The sequence below is a fragment of the Sedimenticola sp. genome (genome assembly GCF_050289425.1).
GTDB lineage: Bacteria > Pseudomonadota > Gammaproteobacteria > Chromatiales > Chromatiaceae > Sedimenticola.
Genome location: NZ_JBNKFS010000007.1, coordinates 62,141 through 77,262 on the forward strand (window position 1 = coordinate 62,141; position 15,122 = coordinate 77,262).

A 15,122-nucleotide genomic window follows, 5' to 3' on the forward strand; every position below is an offset into this window, starting at 1 on the left:
ATCGACACAACTTTTCAATCTTTCAGGAGTAAGTCGATGCACAACGAAAACAGCCTCTACTATCGCGATGGGCAGCTCTTTATGGATGGCGTATCTCTGAATGCTATCGCCGAACGGGTGGAAACCCCTTTTTATTGCTATTCGTCCGCGGCGATTACCGCACAAATTGCGGATTGCCAATCTGCCTTTCAGAAGCTGGGTGCTTCCATCCACTATGCGGTAAAAGCCAACAGTAACTTGTCCGTGCTGCGCTTAATGGCCGATGCGGGTCTTGGTGCGGATATCGTTTCAGTCGGGGAGTTGCAGCGGGCGCTGGCGGCGGGAATACAACCATCCCGCATTATCTTTTCCGGCGTGGGGAAGCGGCGGTCCGAGCTGCTGGCGGCATTGCAGGCCGGTATTTTTCAGTTCAATGTGGAATCACTTCCGGAATTGCAACAATTGGCCGATCTTTGTCGGCAACAGGGTTGTACTGCAGGTGTTTCAGTCCGGGTCAACCCAGAAGTGGATGCCGCCACTCATCGGCATATCACCACGGCGATCAAGGGGAGCAAATTCGGTGTTCCGCTGGAGCAGCTTGAGACGGCACTGGATCTGATTGTCCAGAGTGAAGCCCTGGCTCTACACGGTCTGGCCATCCATCTCGGCTCGCAGATCGTGGATGTGGCGCCATATCGAAAAGCTTGTCGCCGACTACGAAATCTGCTGAACGATTTACGGCAGAAAGGCTATGTTATTACCCATCTGGACCTGGGGGGCGGATTTGGCATTGATTATGGCGAGGGTCGTTATCTGGACTATCATCGGGTTGCCGACACCTTCCACCAGGAACTGCAGGAGTTGAATGTCAAGATCGCGATCGAGCCGGGGCGTTCCCTGGTGGGGGGCGCGGGGGTGCTGGTGAGTGAAGTGGTCTATCGCAAAGAGGTCGAGCCGTTACCGTTGTTGATACTGGATGCCGGTATGAACGATCTGATACGTCCCGCCCTGTACCAAGCCGAGCATCGAGTGATGCCGCTTGTGGAAAGCGGCAGACCAGTGGAAACCTGTGGCGTAGTGGGTCCGATCTGTGAAACGAGCGACCGGTTTCTGCAGCGGACAGATTTACCGGCCATCCAAGCCGGTGAACGGGTGGCACTGCTACAGGTTGGCGCGTATGGGGCGGTGATGGCATCCGCCTACAATAGCCGGGATATGATTCCGGAGGTGATGGTGAGCCAGAACCGGTATCGCTTGATCAGGCGACGTATTCCACAAAGTGATCTGATGGCTTATGAAATGGATGGGTAAACAGGCGGTTTCTGATCTTTGTCATATTGCCTATTACTACTAAAGGATTGGGGCGTTTTGTCGATACATCAGACAACGCCTTTGTTGCCATTACATAGAGCAATTCCGAAGTAATTTCCGCAACACCAGTATGGGTTTTTGGTTATGCCGCCCGGGCGGTAGAAATGGAAATTTACAAATAGTCAGGGGTCTACTCATGCGCGAATCCATAACCGGCATTATCCGCTGGATGCTATCCAGGATAGGTATCCGCTCGATCAACAGTCAGTTTCTGTTCTCTTACGTGCTGATTTTTCTCTGTGCCCTGGTCTCTGTGATCACCATTTATCTGAGCTTGGGTGTCAACTCCAACTCGATCGATGTAGCCGGAAGACAACGCATGCTCAGTCAGCGATTGGCGAAAGAGGCGATGTTGGTGGCGCAACAGGCGGAAAGCCGTGAGGTGATGGATAAGACCATCAAGCTGTTTGAGTCATCGCACCGGGCACTGTTCGAGGGCGATGCGGCACAAAATATTTTACCGGTAAAGGATCCGCTAATCCTCAAACAGCTCAAGTCGGTTGAACAACTCTGGAGTGGTTACAAGCAAGTGATCACCCAGTACGCGGCCAGTCCGGACAAGACCGGTCTGGCGGCGATCCAGAAGCAGTCTGTCCAGGTTCTGAAGGAGATGAACAAAGCCGTTGGTATGATGGCAACGGCGGCCAACGAATCGGTGGCGCTGCAGCAGACGATCGCCTTTGTCATGACCTCTATCATCCTATTGCTGGTGATTCTGGGGCGGGTATTTGGCATGACGGTGCTAATGAAGGAGATTGATCAATTGCGTACCCACTTGGGTGAAGTCAGTAAAGGTGATTTCTCCAAACCGATTGAATGCCTGGATAAAGAGAACGAGATCGGACAAGCCTACAGCGCCTACAACAATATGCTGCAGCAGGTGGGCAAGATGATCAAAGGTGTGAGTCAGGTTACCGATCAGGTCAGTTCCGCCACCGCTCAGGCAACCGAGACGCTTGACCAGACCGACCGGGGTGTGATTCAGCAGCAGCAGGAGATTACCCAGGTAGCCACCGCCATCAACGAGATCAGCGTTACTGTACAAGAGGTGGCTCGTAATACCAGCCAAGCAGCGGAAGCCGCCTCACAAGCCGATCAAGAGGCGCGAACCGGCCAGACTATCGTCAACCATACCCGCACCGGTATTCAAAACATGGCCAAACAGGTGGAAGAGGCCTCATCCACTATCAACGTGCTGGAAAGCGATACCCAGGAGGTGGGCCAGGTTCTGGAGGTGATCACCAGTATTGCCGAGCAGACCAACCTGTTGGCATTGAATGCCGCCATTGAGGCGGCCCGTGCCGGCGATCAGGGGCGCGGTTTTGCGGTGGTGGCCGATGAGGTGCGTACCCTGGCGCAGCGTACCCAGGAGTCTACCGGTAAAATACGTGACATTATCGAGCGGTTACAGAATCAGGCGGCCGCTTCCGTCAAGGCGATCGGCAAGAGCCGCGAGATTGCCCAACAAAGCGTAGAGCAGACCGAGGAGGCGGGTGTCGCGCTGGAAAAGATTGTCGATATGGTCACCACGATCCGTGATATGAGCACGCAGATTGCCACGGCCATCGAGGAGCAGAGTCACGTAACCGCCGAGGTGGATCGCTCCATCGTCAGTATCGCCGAGGTGGCGGAAAACACACGTCGGGCTGCCCGACAAACCGTCGATTCCAATGCCCGCATCAGTGAAGAGATTCAGCAATTGAATCAGGTTATGTCACGGTTCCATACCAAAGCCGGTTTGGATCTTTCCGTGGCCAAGGCCGCACATCTGGCCTGGAAAGGGCGTCTACGGGCCTATCTTGATGGAGAAGGTATGCTGACAAAACAAGAGGCGGTTTCACATCATGATTGCATCTTTGGAAAGTGGTATTACACCGAAGGTTTGAAAAACTATGGCCAATTACCGGTCATGAAGCAGATTGAAGCTCCCCACCAGGAGCTACACCAGACAATCAAGCAGATTGTGGAGGCGAAAGAGGCCGGGAGAGCTGCCGATGCCCAGGTGCTCTATACCCGGGTGGAGCCGCTCTCCAAACAGATCGTTAAGTTGATCGATAGGCTTGAAGTGGAGATCAACGCAGCCTGATAGGGATTCACTCGCGGCTATTGCCCAGATAGCCGGGCAATAGCCGTTCCTCCTGGTTTTTATTAGACGAGTTGGAACAGGAGGCTGACGCGAAATCCGCTCCCGTTCGTGGTGTGGTTCACCTCAATCTCCGCTTCATGTATTTCAGCAATTCTCTTCACGATGGATAGACCCAGGCCACTCCCATTGGCATCGGTTTGTTCACCGCGCCGGAAACGTTGGAACATCAACTCGAGCGTATGTTTGGCAATCCCACTGCCCGAATCCCAGATATCCAGCCTGACCCGACCGGCTTCGCCAGATAGACGGATACCGGCTTGGCCGGGTGTCGGTGCGTATTTAATGGCATTTTCCAGTAAATTCCTCAGCATGATCTGTAACATGGTGGTTTCGCCATTCACCCGGTAATGAGGCTGGCCTGAATCCAGGCTTAGACTGATTTGGCGTTTATCAGCCTCCTCTTGCAGGCTGGCAATCACGTCTCTGGCGAGCCCGACAAGATCAACTGACACAAATGACAGGGTTGATGCGCTCTCCCGGTCGGCTCGTGCCAGAGTCAGCAACTGATTGACTAAGTGGGTAGTACGATCGATTCCCTCCAGCGCCTTATTCATGGCCTTGGCCTTTTGCTGATCATCGACCGCCCTGAGGGCGACCTGCAGTTGCACTTTGAGTCCGGCTAGTGGAGTGCGAAGCTCGTGAGCCGCATCGGCGGTAAAACGGCGCTCATTCTCTATGGTCCGGTTCAGTCTCTCCAACAACTGATTGAGTGCATTGATCAGCGGTGAAACTTCCGCCGGTGCGTCATCGGTATTGAACGGACGGAGCGAGTGAGGGTCCATGCCAGCCGCTTCATTGACCAATTGTTTGAGTGGTTTGAGACTGCGGCTGATACCCAGCCAAATAAACAGACCGAGCAGCGGCAGGATAAACATAATGACCGCCAGCGTATCTTTAATCAGGTAGGAGACCAGCTCTTCCCGCGCCTCGAGTTTTTGTGCCGTATGGATGATCAGGCCGGTCTGATCGTCTTTCAGGGTAAACACCCGCCATTTTTTTCCGTTGAACGTGTAGTCGCTAAAGCCTTCGGGTAGTGTCGTGAGAAAGTCCGGGGAATCTTTGGACTGAATAATGAGTTTCCCCATATTGGCCGAGAAAGCGATATTCAGTTCATAGTCATGCAGGAATTTATCGTTCAGCTCGATATTCCGTATCAACTCAACTTCACCCTCTTTAATCTCTTGTTGTAGAAGGCCGAACAGGATTCGTGCATTCTGGGCCAGGCTGGCGTCATAGATCTCCTCCAGTTCATGGGTTGCATCCCGGTTGACCAGAATGAAAATACCCAGCCATGTGATACCAATCAGGCCGATCAGACTCAATAACAGGCGTTTACGGATAGAGACGGGTTTAGTCATCGGCATCTACCCGTTTTGGGATTTTGTAGCCGACGCCACGAACGGTCTGAATGGTCGCTTTACCCAGTTTTTTTCGCAGGTGGTGGATATAGACCTCGATGGCATTGCTCTCCACCCCGTCATCCCAGCCGTACAACGCCTCTTCCAATCGTTGCCTCGACAGTACTTGACCGCTATTCATCAGCAACGCCTCCAGGATGGCATATTCCCGGGCGGTACAAGAGATCGGCTGGTTATTGAGCAGTACTGTGCGTCCGGCTGGATCGAGGGTGATGTCGCCATGTCTGAGTAGTGGCGTGCTACGGCCGACGCGGCGCCTGGAGATGGCGCGTAGACGAGCGGCCAGCTCTTCCAGGTCAAATGGCTTGGGCAGGTAATCGTCGGCACCAGAATCCAATCCCTTTATTCGATCATCGAGTCCATCCCGTGCGGTCAATAGGAGAACGGGGATGGCATTTCCCTGGTGGCGTATCTTACGCAGCAGGGTCAATCCATCTTGTCCGGGAAGTGAAATGTCCAGAACCACTAGATCCAGTGTCTTATCCTGTAGGGCGACTTCCGCCTGATTGCCGTCGCTTATCCAGTCAACGGTATAGCCCATCTGTTCCAGGCCGACGCTGAGCCCATCGCCCAGTAATGGATCATCTTCAACCAGTAGTACCCGCATGGCTCTCTTCCTTCACTCTCTCCACTTCGTAAGGACCGGCATTAGGCGACGGCAGGCTTAAGTTTTCCTTAAGCTTTCTCAAGTAGTTTTGCCCGGATAGGTTCACGATTTTGCCATGGGAAAGATTTGGATGCAGTCACGATTCGCTAATAGCCGTTATTCGTTAATTGGATATGTTCTGCTTATCGCTCTGGCGTATTTCTTGGTAACCCGGACGCTGTTGGTAGTAATGGCCTTCCCCGAGGCCGACCTGTCGATCATAGCATTTATAAAGACTTATTTTCTGGGGTTGATCTATGACCTGGCATTTTACAGCTATGCCTTGATACCGGTCACGCTATACCTGCTGCTGGTGCCTGAGCGAATCTGGCAGACCCGTTTGAACAGGGGTTTTGTGCGCTTAGCCATTTTTGCCACCCTTTATGGTCTGGGTTTTATCCTGGCGGCGGAACTGCTGTTCTGGGATGAGTTCAGTGTCCGGTTCAATTTTATCTCGGTGGATTATCTGGTCTATCGTCGGGAAGTGACGGATAACATCCGCGAATCCTACCCATTGCCCCTCTATCTCGGCGTTATCTTTGTCGTTACCCTGTTCGTCTATTGGTTGTCCCGGGCAAAAGTGAAGCTCGCATTGAGCGTACGGGAGCCTTTTCGGCAGCGTTTAGCCTATGCCGCGGGTCTACTATTGCTGCCGCTGTTGAGCTTTTTGCTGGTCAACCAGGATCTGCGCGAGCTCTCCACCAACAGTTATCAAAATGAATTGGCCAGTAACGGCCCATATCAGTTTATTGCCGCCTTTAAAAACAATGAACTGGATTACTATAAATTTTATAAGACGCTGCCTGATTCAAAGGCCGCTTCGCTTCTGCAGAAAGAGATTTCCGATGGAAGGGAGGCCGCCCCCAGTTTTGATATTCGCCGCCATATCGACAACCCGGGAAGCGAGCGACACTTGAATATTTTTCTGGTAATGGTTGAGAGTCTCAGCGCCGATTTTCTGGGCACATTCGGTAACGCTGATCATCTGACACCAAATCTGGACCGTTTGGCGGATCAGTCAATGCTGTTTACCCGCTTATATGCCACCGGGACGCGTACCACTCGTGGGTTGGAAGCGGTTACACTGTCAATACCGCCGACTCCCGGTCGCTCCATTGTAAAGCGTGTCGGGCATGAAACGAACTTGTGGTCGCTGGGCAATGTCTTGAAACAGAAAGGGTATGATGTCGAATTTATCTACGGTGGTCGTGGTTATTTCGAGAATATGAATACCTTTTTTGCCGGAAACGGCTACGGTATCATCGACCAGTCCAGTACCCCGGATGAGGAGATGCGCTTTACCAATGCCTGGGGTATGGCGGACGACGACTTGTATACCCAGGCCATTAAGGCGGCGGACACCGCTTACCAGGCGAACAAGCCATTCTTTTTCCACCTCATGACCACTACCAATCACCGGCCCTACACCTATCCCGATGACCGCATCGATATTCCTTCCGGTAGTGGGCGGCCCGGCGCGGTCAAATATACCGACTGGGCGATTGGCGACATGATAGACAAGGCCAAAAGGAAACCCTGGTTCAAGGATACGCTGTTTGTGATTATTGCTGATCACACCTCGGGTAGCGCCGGGAAAGTCGCCTTACCGGTGAGCAAGTATCATATTCCGCTGCTAATCTACAGTCCGGCGCATGTCGCGGCGCAAAAGGTGAACACCCTTTCGAGTCAGATCGATGTGGCGCCCACTCTGTTAGCCTTGTTGAACATGGATTACGATTCGGCGTTTTTCGGTAAAAATATTCTTGCCATGCAGCCGGAGGAGGAGCGTGCGCTGATCGGCAATTATCAGAAGCTGGGTCTGTATGCCGAGAATCGACTCTCCATTCTCAGTCCTAAACAGCGGATGACCAAGCAAGTGAATCCCGATGCACCCGATCCGGTGGAAACCGAAGTGGTGGCTACTGATGCGGATATAGAGCGGGATATCGCCTATTATCAGGGGGCCAGTTATATTTTCTCGCAGCATCTCAATGCCTGGAAGTACAACTGATGCCATCCTACAACAGCTACATGCGTAACCATTTGGTGATTCCGTTGCTGTTGTTCGTCCTGTTGGCGACTTTGCTGGAGTTTAGTCCAATTGATCTCTACCTGGCTGATATGATCTATCAGGCAGGTGGGGCAGGGTGGATATTACGGCACAGTTATCTTTTCGCGGAAGTCCTGCATAACGACGCCAAGGAATTGATAAAGATTGTGGCAGTGATGCTGTTTGGAGTCGCTATCCTCAGTCAATTTATCAAGCGTCTGCAACCTTACCGGCGGGCACTCTGGTATCTGGCGTTGGTTATGCCCTTATCGGGTCTTCTAGTCGGTATCGGCAAAGAGATTACCCATGTCGACTGTCCCTGGGATCTGCTGCGCTTTGGTGGTGAGCACCCGTACATCAGATTGTTTGAGCCGCACCCGGGTGATTACAAATACGGAAGGTGTTTCCCGGCTGCACATGCCAGCGCCGGTTATACTTTCGTTGCACTCTACTTTTTTTTCTCTGTGTTACGACCCGCCTGGAAGTACTACGGATTGATGATTGGTGTGGTGCTGGGCCTGGTACTCGGCATTACCCAGCAGCTTCGCGGCGCCCACTTCATATCCCATGATCTGTGGACAGTCGCTATCTGCTGGTTTAACAGCCTGGGTTGGTATTGGTATGCCTTCCTTAGAAAAAAGCACGTAACCCGGGATATCTTTGCTCCGGCGGATAATCGGGAGTGGGAATCCTCCCGATTATCCGCCACGGTGATTACCAACGAAAAATAATGGTCCCGGAAGAGGGCCGATGATCGTATTGGTAACTGTATCGGTAGCTCGGCCGGTCATGGCGTTTCCAGTAATGCTTGCGCACCCAGTAACGATCATGAGTTCGGTGACGCCAAGAGCGGTTACCGTGATGGTGGCGTTGTTTTCCGCTGTTGCCACGATAGTAGAGGTGCCCGTCATCATACCCGTTCCACGCCACCTGCTGCTGCTCGATGCCTGGCGCCGATGTGCCGTTGTTCCCTTGATGGCGGGGGCCAGCCTGGGCCTGTGTCAGGGCTGCAAGGGAGAGGGATGCGATAATCAGGGCTTTGGATAACAGTTTCATTTTGAATCTCCTCTGTGGTCATTACTCCTGTACGTTGACAGGTTACCGCCCGTCGCCTGAATGCTACCTGAACGCTATGACCAGCTGTTTTAGTGTGGAATAACCTTGTGGTTTCCCTTTTGTTTGATTTGGTACAAAGGGTTAAATTAGGTCCATCACATAGATAATTAACGGAGGTGCGTATGGATGAGTTGGATAGGATTAAACTGGAAGCGGCGGCTTTTCGTGGACTAGTCGGGCATCTTCGTGAGAGGACCGATGTGCAGAATATCGACATCATGAACCTGGCGGGATTCTGTCGAAATTGCCTTTCAAAATGGTACAAGGCGGCGGCCGATGCGCAGGGCATCGCTTTGACCAAGGACGAGTCGCTGGAAGCAATTTATGGCATGTCCTACGATGAGTGGAAAAATCGATATCAAAAGGAGGCTAGCCAGGAACAGATGGAGCGATTTAACGAGACTAAGCCTTTGCACGCAAAGATCAGCGGACACGTCTGAATGGATTGAGTTCGGTTCCCGAACTAGCGGAGGTGTCCGAGTTAAATATCACCCCATCGGTATCTGTGTCATACTGCCAAGCGTGCTGTGGTCACGATTCCTGAAGGAAGGGCGATGACAAAACCGACGCTGGAAGAGATCCTGGGGCGTTTGCAAAAATTGCAGGCCGAACTGGAAGTTGAAATTGATCAGCTGCTGCAAGAGAAAAGGCGACAGTTTCACTACACCCTTGAACAGGGTAGGGTACGATTCGAACAGGGTTTCAAGGCTTTACAACGACAGCAACGTATCGGGTTATGGCGCTATGTACGTGGGGCCAGGATCGGACACCTACTCTCAGCGCCCATCATCTACAGTGTCATTGTGCCGCTGGTATTTCTTGATGTAATGATCACCCTTTATCAGCATATCTGCTTCCGTATATACGAAATACCGCGGGTACGACGGTCGGACTACATGCGGATGGACCGCCTGCAACTTTCTTATTTGAATGCCATTGAAAAGTTTAATTGTATTTACTGCAGCTACGGCAATGGCGTAGTGGAGTATTGTCGGGAAATCAGTGCCCGTACGGAGCAGTATTGGTGTCCGATAAAAAATGCACGGCGTACTCCTGACCCCCATCACCGGGTTGATAGGTTTTTCGATTATGGCGATGCGGAAGCCTACAAAAAGGAATTGGACGATCTGCGTAAGCAGTGGCAGGAGTCGGATAGTCCGATGGAGCGCAAAAAAAGCCCGTGATTGTCATCACGGGCTTTTTTGTCCAAGGATGGACTTACGCAGCGAAGCACAGGGATGTGCGGGAGCGCATTTGCCACGGATTGGCTTATGCAGCGAAGCACAAGGATGTGCGGGAGCGCATTTGCCACGGATTGGCTTATGCAGCGAAGCACAAGGATGTGCGGGAGCGCAAAGCCATCTGTTTCTAATTTAGAAACCTACTGCTGTTTGGCGCGTCGTTCCTGCATCGCCTGATGCATCGCTTCATGCTGGGCTTCCATCTGCTTTTGCATTTCAGCGCGACGGGACTCCATCTGTGTCTGCATTTCAGCCCGGCGCTCTTCACGCAACTTTTGCATCTCGGCGCGTTGCGCTTCCATCTGCTTAATCATCTCTTCACGCTGCGCCGCATTGGCTTCCGGATTTTTTGAACCGAAAGGAGCCATGGGGTAGGCGTAAGGAGGTTGGCCGATTGCAGACGGCTGGAACTGTTGGCGTTGGGCTTCCATTGCTTCGCGCATGACCTGCTGCTGAGCCTGCATCGCTTTTTGCTGCTCTTCGCTGATATTGGCTTGCGGTGGCGTGGTCGGAGCGTACGGATAGGGGTAGGCTCCGGCACCGTAAGGATAGCCATATCCGTAGTAGGGGGCGTTATAACCGTAGCCATTGCCGTTGCCGTATACATTGCTACGACCGCGGAAGCTCATGTTGAAATCGCCGGAACCGTCGCCGTTACCGAATCCATTTCCATTCCAGGGACCGCCGCCCCACCAGGCACTAGCAGTCATACCGGTTGTGGTCAGGGCAATGGCAACAATCAATTGGGATATTTTCATTGATTTAACCTTAACGAGTGGGGCAGAGCGGGATGGATCATTTTCCCTGAGCCCACTCCTTCGGACTCGGGGAAACTGAATCTCTGCACAGTTTTAGCGGATCTTTTAGCTTTAGCACATCCTTGTGCGCTGTCAGTGTCCTTTAATGATCGATTATTGAGCGGCCGGTGCCTGCGGAGCGACCGGTGCCGGATAACCGTAAGGCGCACCATAGCCCTGAGGGGCGCCGTAGCCGTAAGGTGCGCCGTAAGCGGGAGCGCCATAACCGTAAGGTGCGCCGTAGCCGTAAGGTGCACCGTAACCACCATAGTAAGGATTGCCATAACCGTAGCCGTTACCACGGGTGTAGGCATTGCTGCGGCCGCTGAAGTTCATATTGAAATCACCGGTGCCGTCTCCCATTCCATCACCCATACCATTCCAGGGACCACCACCCCACCAGGCAGAAGCCGTAGCGGAAGCGGATAACATGGCGACAACAGCAGCAATCTTTGCAAATTTGTTCATGGGTATCTCTCCTGAAAACCTTCGAAAATTAATATTTTGTTCTGTAAAGCGCTACAGCTCGCCTTAACTGATTGTCAGAATATAAGAAATTACTAAAATAGTAAACAACTATTTAATAAAATTTACTTAATCCATTTAAATCATATGGTTAGTATGAGTTGAACTATTTGCTGGCATCTATTTAACGATGCTTTCCCAATAAACAGTTCATATTTTGAATCAGTGGTTCTGACACTGGCTGGAGTTTCTTACGCATGACCGATCCCACAGCGTCCGTCAGGCTGAGGATGGGGGTCAAAACGGCATCATCCAGATGAGCGAGAAACAGCATGGCGCGTATCTCGACCTGCAACTCCGGGAGCGCGTGCAGTAGCTGGTGAAGATTGCCTTGTTCGGTGGTGGTCAGTGCGTCGACCACGGCATCAATTTCACTGATTTGCCGTATCTCGGTGGTGTGGGTGCGGATGGGGGAAAAGTAATCGCCCACCGCCTTGAACAAGGCGCTGACAACATCTTGATTGGCCGGGCGTGTCAGGGCGTCTATGACTGTGTTGGCAAAGGTTTGACCGGGACTGTCCAATAACTTTTCGACGAGTCGGGCATAGGGGTTTCCTTGGCGTATCAAGGCCCCCAGGATGGCCTGTGATGCGCTCAACTCTGGTCGGGCAGGTAATGGATCCGGCAGTTCATCCGGTATGGTTTGCAGGAAACCTACCCGGTAGCTCTTGGATGAGCGGCCCCGAATCCACAGGCGTTGCTTGAGCGACTCGTCTATCAGTCCCGGTTGAAGGACCAAGCGGACGGTTTCCAACATCTGTTGGGGCTCGCTTTCGAAAGGGAGGTGCTCAACCAGGAACGCGGCGAGCTCCGATCCGAGAGGATCGGCTGCCACCGTCGGTTGCTCCAACATCCGTCGGGCATACTCGGCCTGCGGTTCGCACCACCAGGCTAGGCGCGCCAAGTCCGTCGTCAGTCCTGGCGAACAGACTACCGCCATGACGGCTTCCGGTTCGGCCAGTTTCAACAGGCTCGATAGGCGTACCGTGTCAACCTGACCCATACGTGTCCAGCGTTGAATGTAGACTGGATAACCACCGGGCGAGTTGAGTCCGATACTGGCCAGCAGTTCCCGTACGTGGCGTAGATAGCGATCCGGATTACCCTGAGGATGCAGCGTGACCTTCAGTTCTTTGTCTCCCTTGATCCCATGTACCGCCATACTGTTTTCATTGATGCGTATGGCGTCGGCATTGACGGCCAGTACATTTAGACGCAGGAGATCTTCGTTGGTCAGTTCCATTTATCCGATTCAGTTGAGTTGGATTCGCTGGCCCCAGGGAGTGTCCGCTTTGCCCTTGATCAGCCAGATCACCGGCATGGCCGGTTCCTGGTTCGGGAAGTCCCCCTGGGCGTCGGTAAAGTAGATCAGTAGGTCACAGGCGGAATCGTGTCGTTCCACCCACTCGAAAACCGGTCTGAAATCGGTATCGCCGCCGCCTTTGAACTCCCGGGGAAGTTGCAATTGTTCCCAGGGTTCCACTATCCAGGGGCCATCGTCGGCCAAAACGGCATCGCAGGCGAGGAGTGTGATGCGGGCGTTGGCCTGTCCTTTGATTGCGTTGATCTCCGAAACAAACTGGCGCATCTCTTCATCACTGATTGAGCCGCTGGTATCCAAACCGATCACTACCTTGAGCTCATTGCTGCGTAAACTGGGCAGTATGGCGTCGCCTTCTCGTCTTGATGGCCGGGACCAGTTGTAATCTTCCCGGGCGGTGGCCGTCATGTATTTGGCCAGCAGCCTACGCCAGGGGATACGCGGCTGCAGCAGATGGCCGATCATGCGCTCCAGTTCGCCACCCAGCTTACCGGCCTGGATAGCCTGTTGATAGGCACCGGCCAGACTCTGGGTCCACTGGATAGCCAGTTTCTCTTGCTCGCTTGGCGACAGCGGTGCGGGTTGATTGGCGCCCTTTGCTACCGGTTCAGTCTTAGATTGGGTCGCCGGTTTGGACGGGGTGGGCGGTGCTGGGGGTGTCTCGCTGTTTTCCGGTGCCGTCTGTTCGTTTGGTTGGTCTCCGCCGCCACTAGGTGTGCCGCCTGAATGGTTATCGCCCTGATCATAAATATGCTGATCATGCGTATTCATCTGATCGCTTTCATCGATGCAGGGGTAGATCTCCTCGGCGGTCATGCCCTCAAACTCAACCAGATGCAGGGCACCCGGGCAGGGTTCCAACTGCTCCTCAATCAGCATGGGGTTGATGGCCAGATCACAGGCGATATCCCAACGGTATTTATCCCGGTGCAATCTTCTGGCGAAATGAGAGAGCGCACAATGCAACGCCTCATGGGCCAGCACAAATTGGGTCTGCTCGAGCGTCAGGGCATCGATGAATTCGGCATTGTAGTAGAATGCGCGTGCATCGGTGGCTGTCGTGTGACACCAGGCGGGGTCGGCTTCGAGCATGGGCAGACGCAGTACCAGGGCACCGAGAAACGGCTTATCCAGAATAAGACGTGTCCGGGCGGCGCTAAGTTTGGTTTCGATCTCGCTCATGGTCGGTTGTGTCAGAGATCGTAAAGCATCACATCGGCCACCGCCTCAGCCCAAGGCGCGAACTCCGGTATGTTAAACAGTTCCTGGCCGATGGATCGGTGCATATCGGAAACCAACATGATGCCCATCTCCCGTTGGGGGAACTGCCCGGCATACTCCAGGATTCGTCCGTATACCGTTCGTGCATTGTCTTGGCTACGAGCCTTGACTGCGCGCGCCACCAAGGCGGAGGCGACCGCGTATTGCAGATCGATTTCACCGGGGACCAAACTGCTGTCCCCTTTAAGAATCGCATCGATGTCCGGTAATTTATCCAGGTTATTAACAAAGGCGGCCAGTTCGATCCCGGCGGCCGGACCGACACAGGCTTGCAGGGTATCGCTCAGTAGTTCAGGCAAGGTCCCAAACTTCTGTAGACCGCGATGGGCAAATTCCCAGGAACGTGGGGTGGGGAAGGCCACGGGATTATGGGCGGGATCAAACTCGAACAGGCGTTCAGGCCGGAACCGTAGAAAAGCGATGACCCGCTCATCGATACCCTTGTCATAAGCCCAAGCGACCCAGTCATCCAAATGGGTATCTACTTCAAAATGGGTAAACCGATTGGCAAGGGGGGAGGGCATGGCATAGGTGACGCCCCGATCACCCTGACGGTTGCCGGCTGCAAAAATCGCCCACCCATCCGGAATCCGATATTCCCCCAGACGGCGGTCAAGAATCAGTTGATAGGCGGCGGCAGATACACTGGGCGGGGCGGAGGTGATCTCATCAAGGAACAGAATGCCTTGCGCGCCATGGGTATCCAAATGCGGCAACAGCGCTGGTTCGGCCCATTCGACCCGTTCACCGCTACGGAATGGAATTCCCCGCAGGTCACTGGGCTCCATCTGGGATAGGCGAATGTCTATCACCGGTACCTGGTGGCGCTGGCCTACCTGGCTAACCAGTTGGGACTTGCCGACCCCGGGGGGGCCCCAAAGCATGACAGGGGTGTGATGACCCGCTTCGGTACTCAGATATTCACGGTCCAGAATGGTTGAAATGGCGGCTGGTCGCATGGTACTCCTTTGATAATACAGTGATTCGGGTCATGTTCCGGAAATAATAACCTACCATATAACTGGGAAAAGCAAACAATAAGAGATAGTGATGGTAACAATTGCCGAGTTTATGTGGGAGGCGTCCAAGGTTGGATATTCAACATAAAGTACCGGTCTGGGTGGCCGATAGCTTTTAGCATGTATCCTAGAAATGTTTCAATGATGTGCCAGGACAAAAAACTATTTCCATACGTCTCTATCCGGTTCAAGTAAGCGGAGACAAACGCTAG

15 protein-coding genes are annotated in these 15,122 nt (G+C 53.2%); 7 read left to right on the plus strand and 8 right to left on the minus strand.

Translation table 11 applies throughout. The annotated features are described in order from the left end of the window. Positions 1 to 36: 36 nt before the first annotated feature. Both lysA and ACQY5R_RS06665 read left to right on the plus strand, forming a co-directional pair. Positions 37 to 1,290: a diaminopimelate decarboxylase gene (lysA, locus tag ACQY5R_RS06660; RefSeq protein ID WP_428606074.1), complete on the plus strand. Its 1,254-nt coding sequence runs from the start codon at positions 37 to 39 to the stop codon at positions 1,288 to 1,290. A 196-nt stretch (positions 1,291 to 1,486) separates the two neighbouring features. Next, positions 1,487 to 3,436, plus strand: coding sequence for a methyl-accepting chemotaxis protein (locus ACQY5R_RS06665; protein WP_428606076.1), 1,950 nt, complete (start codon positions 1,487 to 1,489; stop codon positions 3,434 to 3,436). A 62-nt stretch (positions 3,437 to 3,498) separates the two neighbouring features. On the opposite strand, the gene ACQY5R_RS06670 is transcribed toward ACQY5R_RS06665, so the two are convergent. Together ACQY5R_RS06670 and ACQY5R_RS06675 are read right to left on the minus strand one after the other, a co-directional pair. After that, positions 3,499 to 4,854, minus strand: a complete 1,356-nt coding sequence (locus tag ACQY5R_RS06670; protein ID WP_428606078.1) for an ATP-binding protein — start codon at positions 4,852 to 4,854, stop codon at positions 3,499 to 3,501. Next, entirely contained in the window at positions 4,847 to 5,521 is a 675-nt protein-coding gene (locus ACQY5R_RS06675; RefSeq protein ID WP_428606081.1) for a response regulator, read from the minus strand. Before ACQY5R_RS06675 ends, ACQY5R_RS06670 begins: the two co-directional genes overlap by 8 nt. 130 nt (positions 5,522 to 5,651) lie before the next feature. Between ACQY5R_RS06675 and ACQY5R_RS06680 the strand changes: the two genes are divergently transcribed. Then, a complete protein-coding gene (locus ACQY5R_RS06680) occupies positions 5,652 to 7,571 on the plus strand; it encodes an LTA synthase family protein (RefSeq protein WP_428606084.1) in 1,920 nt (639 codons plus the stop codon). Next, positions 7,571 to 8,341 carry a phosphatase PAP2 family protein gene (locus tag ACQY5R_RS06685; RefSeq protein ID WP_428606086.1) on the plus strand — a complete coding sequence of 257 codons (771 nt, stop codon included), beginning with the start codon at positions 7,571 to 7,573 and terminating at the stop codon, positions 8,339 to 8,341. The genes ACQY5R_RS06680 and ACQY5R_RS06685 overlap by 1 nt, the downstream gene beginning before the upstream one ends. On the opposite strand, the gene ACQY5R_RS06690 is transcribed toward ACQY5R_RS06685, so the two are convergent. Further along, positions 8,325 to 8,666, minus strand: a complete 342-nt coding sequence (locus ACQY5R_RS06690) for a hypothetical protein (protein ID WP_428606089.1) — start codon at positions 8,664 to 8,666, stop codon at positions 8,325 to 8,327. The genes ACQY5R_RS06685 and ACQY5R_RS06690 overlap by 17 nt on opposite strands. Before the next feature lie 182 nt (positions 8,667 to 8,848). Between ACQY5R_RS06690 and ACQY5R_RS06695 the strand changes: the two genes are divergently transcribed. The 3 genes from ACQY5R_RS06695 to ACQY5R_RS06705 all read left to right on the plus strand — a co-directional run bounded on the left by ACQY5R_RS06695 (position 8,849) and on the right by ACQY5R_RS06705 (position 10,098). Beyond that, positions 8,849 to 9,166, plus strand: coding sequence for a DUF1244 domain-containing protein (locus ACQY5R_RS06695; protein ID WP_428606091.1), 318 nt, complete (start codon positions 8,849 to 8,851; stop codon positions 9,164 to 9,166). A gap of 114 nt (positions 9,167 to 9,280) precedes the next feature. Further along, positions 9,281 to 9,910 carry a hypothetical protein gene (locus ACQY5R_RS06700; protein ID WP_428606093.1) on the plus strand — a complete coding sequence of 210 codons (630 nt, stop codon included), beginning with the start codon at positions 9,281 to 9,283 and terminating at the stop codon, positions 9,908 to 9,910. Then, entirely contained in the window at positions 9,907 to 10,098 is a 192-nt protein-coding gene (locus ACQY5R_RS06705; RefSeq protein WP_428606095.1) for a hypothetical protein, read from the plus strand. The genes ACQY5R_RS06700 and ACQY5R_RS06705 overlap by 4 nt, the downstream gene beginning before the upstream one ends. Before the next feature lie 9 nt (positions 10,099 to 10,107). On the opposite strand, the gene ACQY5R_RS06710 is transcribed toward ACQY5R_RS06705, so the two are convergent. From ACQY5R_RS06710 to ACQY5R_RS06730, 5 genes are all read right to left on the minus strand, one after another. Beyond that, positions 10,108 to 10,725, minus strand: a complete 618-nt coding sequence (locus tag ACQY5R_RS06710; RefSeq protein ID WP_428606097.1) for a sulfur globule family protein — start codon at positions 10,723 to 10,725, stop codon at positions 10,108 to 10,110. Positions 10,726 to 10,878: 153 nt separating this feature from the next. Then, positions 10,879 to 11,232 (minus strand): sulfur globule family protein, encoded by a 354-nt coding sequence (locus ACQY5R_RS06715; protein WP_428606099.1) that lies wholly within the window; start codon positions 11,230 to 11,232, stop codon positions 10,879 to 10,881. Positions 11,233 to 11,413: 181 nt separating this feature from the next. Continuing rightward, on the minus strand, positions 11,414 to 12,532 hold the full coding sequence (locus tag ACQY5R_RS06720; protein WP_428606102.1) for a sulfur reduction protein DsrS: 1,119 nt from the start codon (positions 12,530 to 12,532) through the stop codon (positions 11,414 to 11,416). Between the two features lie 9 nt (positions 12,533 to 12,541). After that, positions 12,542 to 13,792 carry a vWA domain-containing protein gene (locus ACQY5R_RS06725; RefSeq protein WP_428606104.1) on the minus strand — a complete coding sequence of 417 codons (1,251 nt, stop codon included), beginning with the start codon at positions 13,790 to 13,792 and terminating at the stop codon, positions 12,542 to 12,544. A gap of 11 nt (positions 13,793 to 13,803) precedes the next feature. Next, the gene (locus ACQY5R_RS06730) at positions 13,804 to 14,850 is read right to left on the minus strand and encodes an AAA family ATPase (RefSeq protein WP_428606107.1); all 1,047 of its coding nucleotides are present in this window, start codon (positions 14,848 to 14,850) and stop codon (positions 13,804 to 13,806) included. Between the last annotated feature and the right edge of the window lie 272 nt (positions 14,851 to 15,122).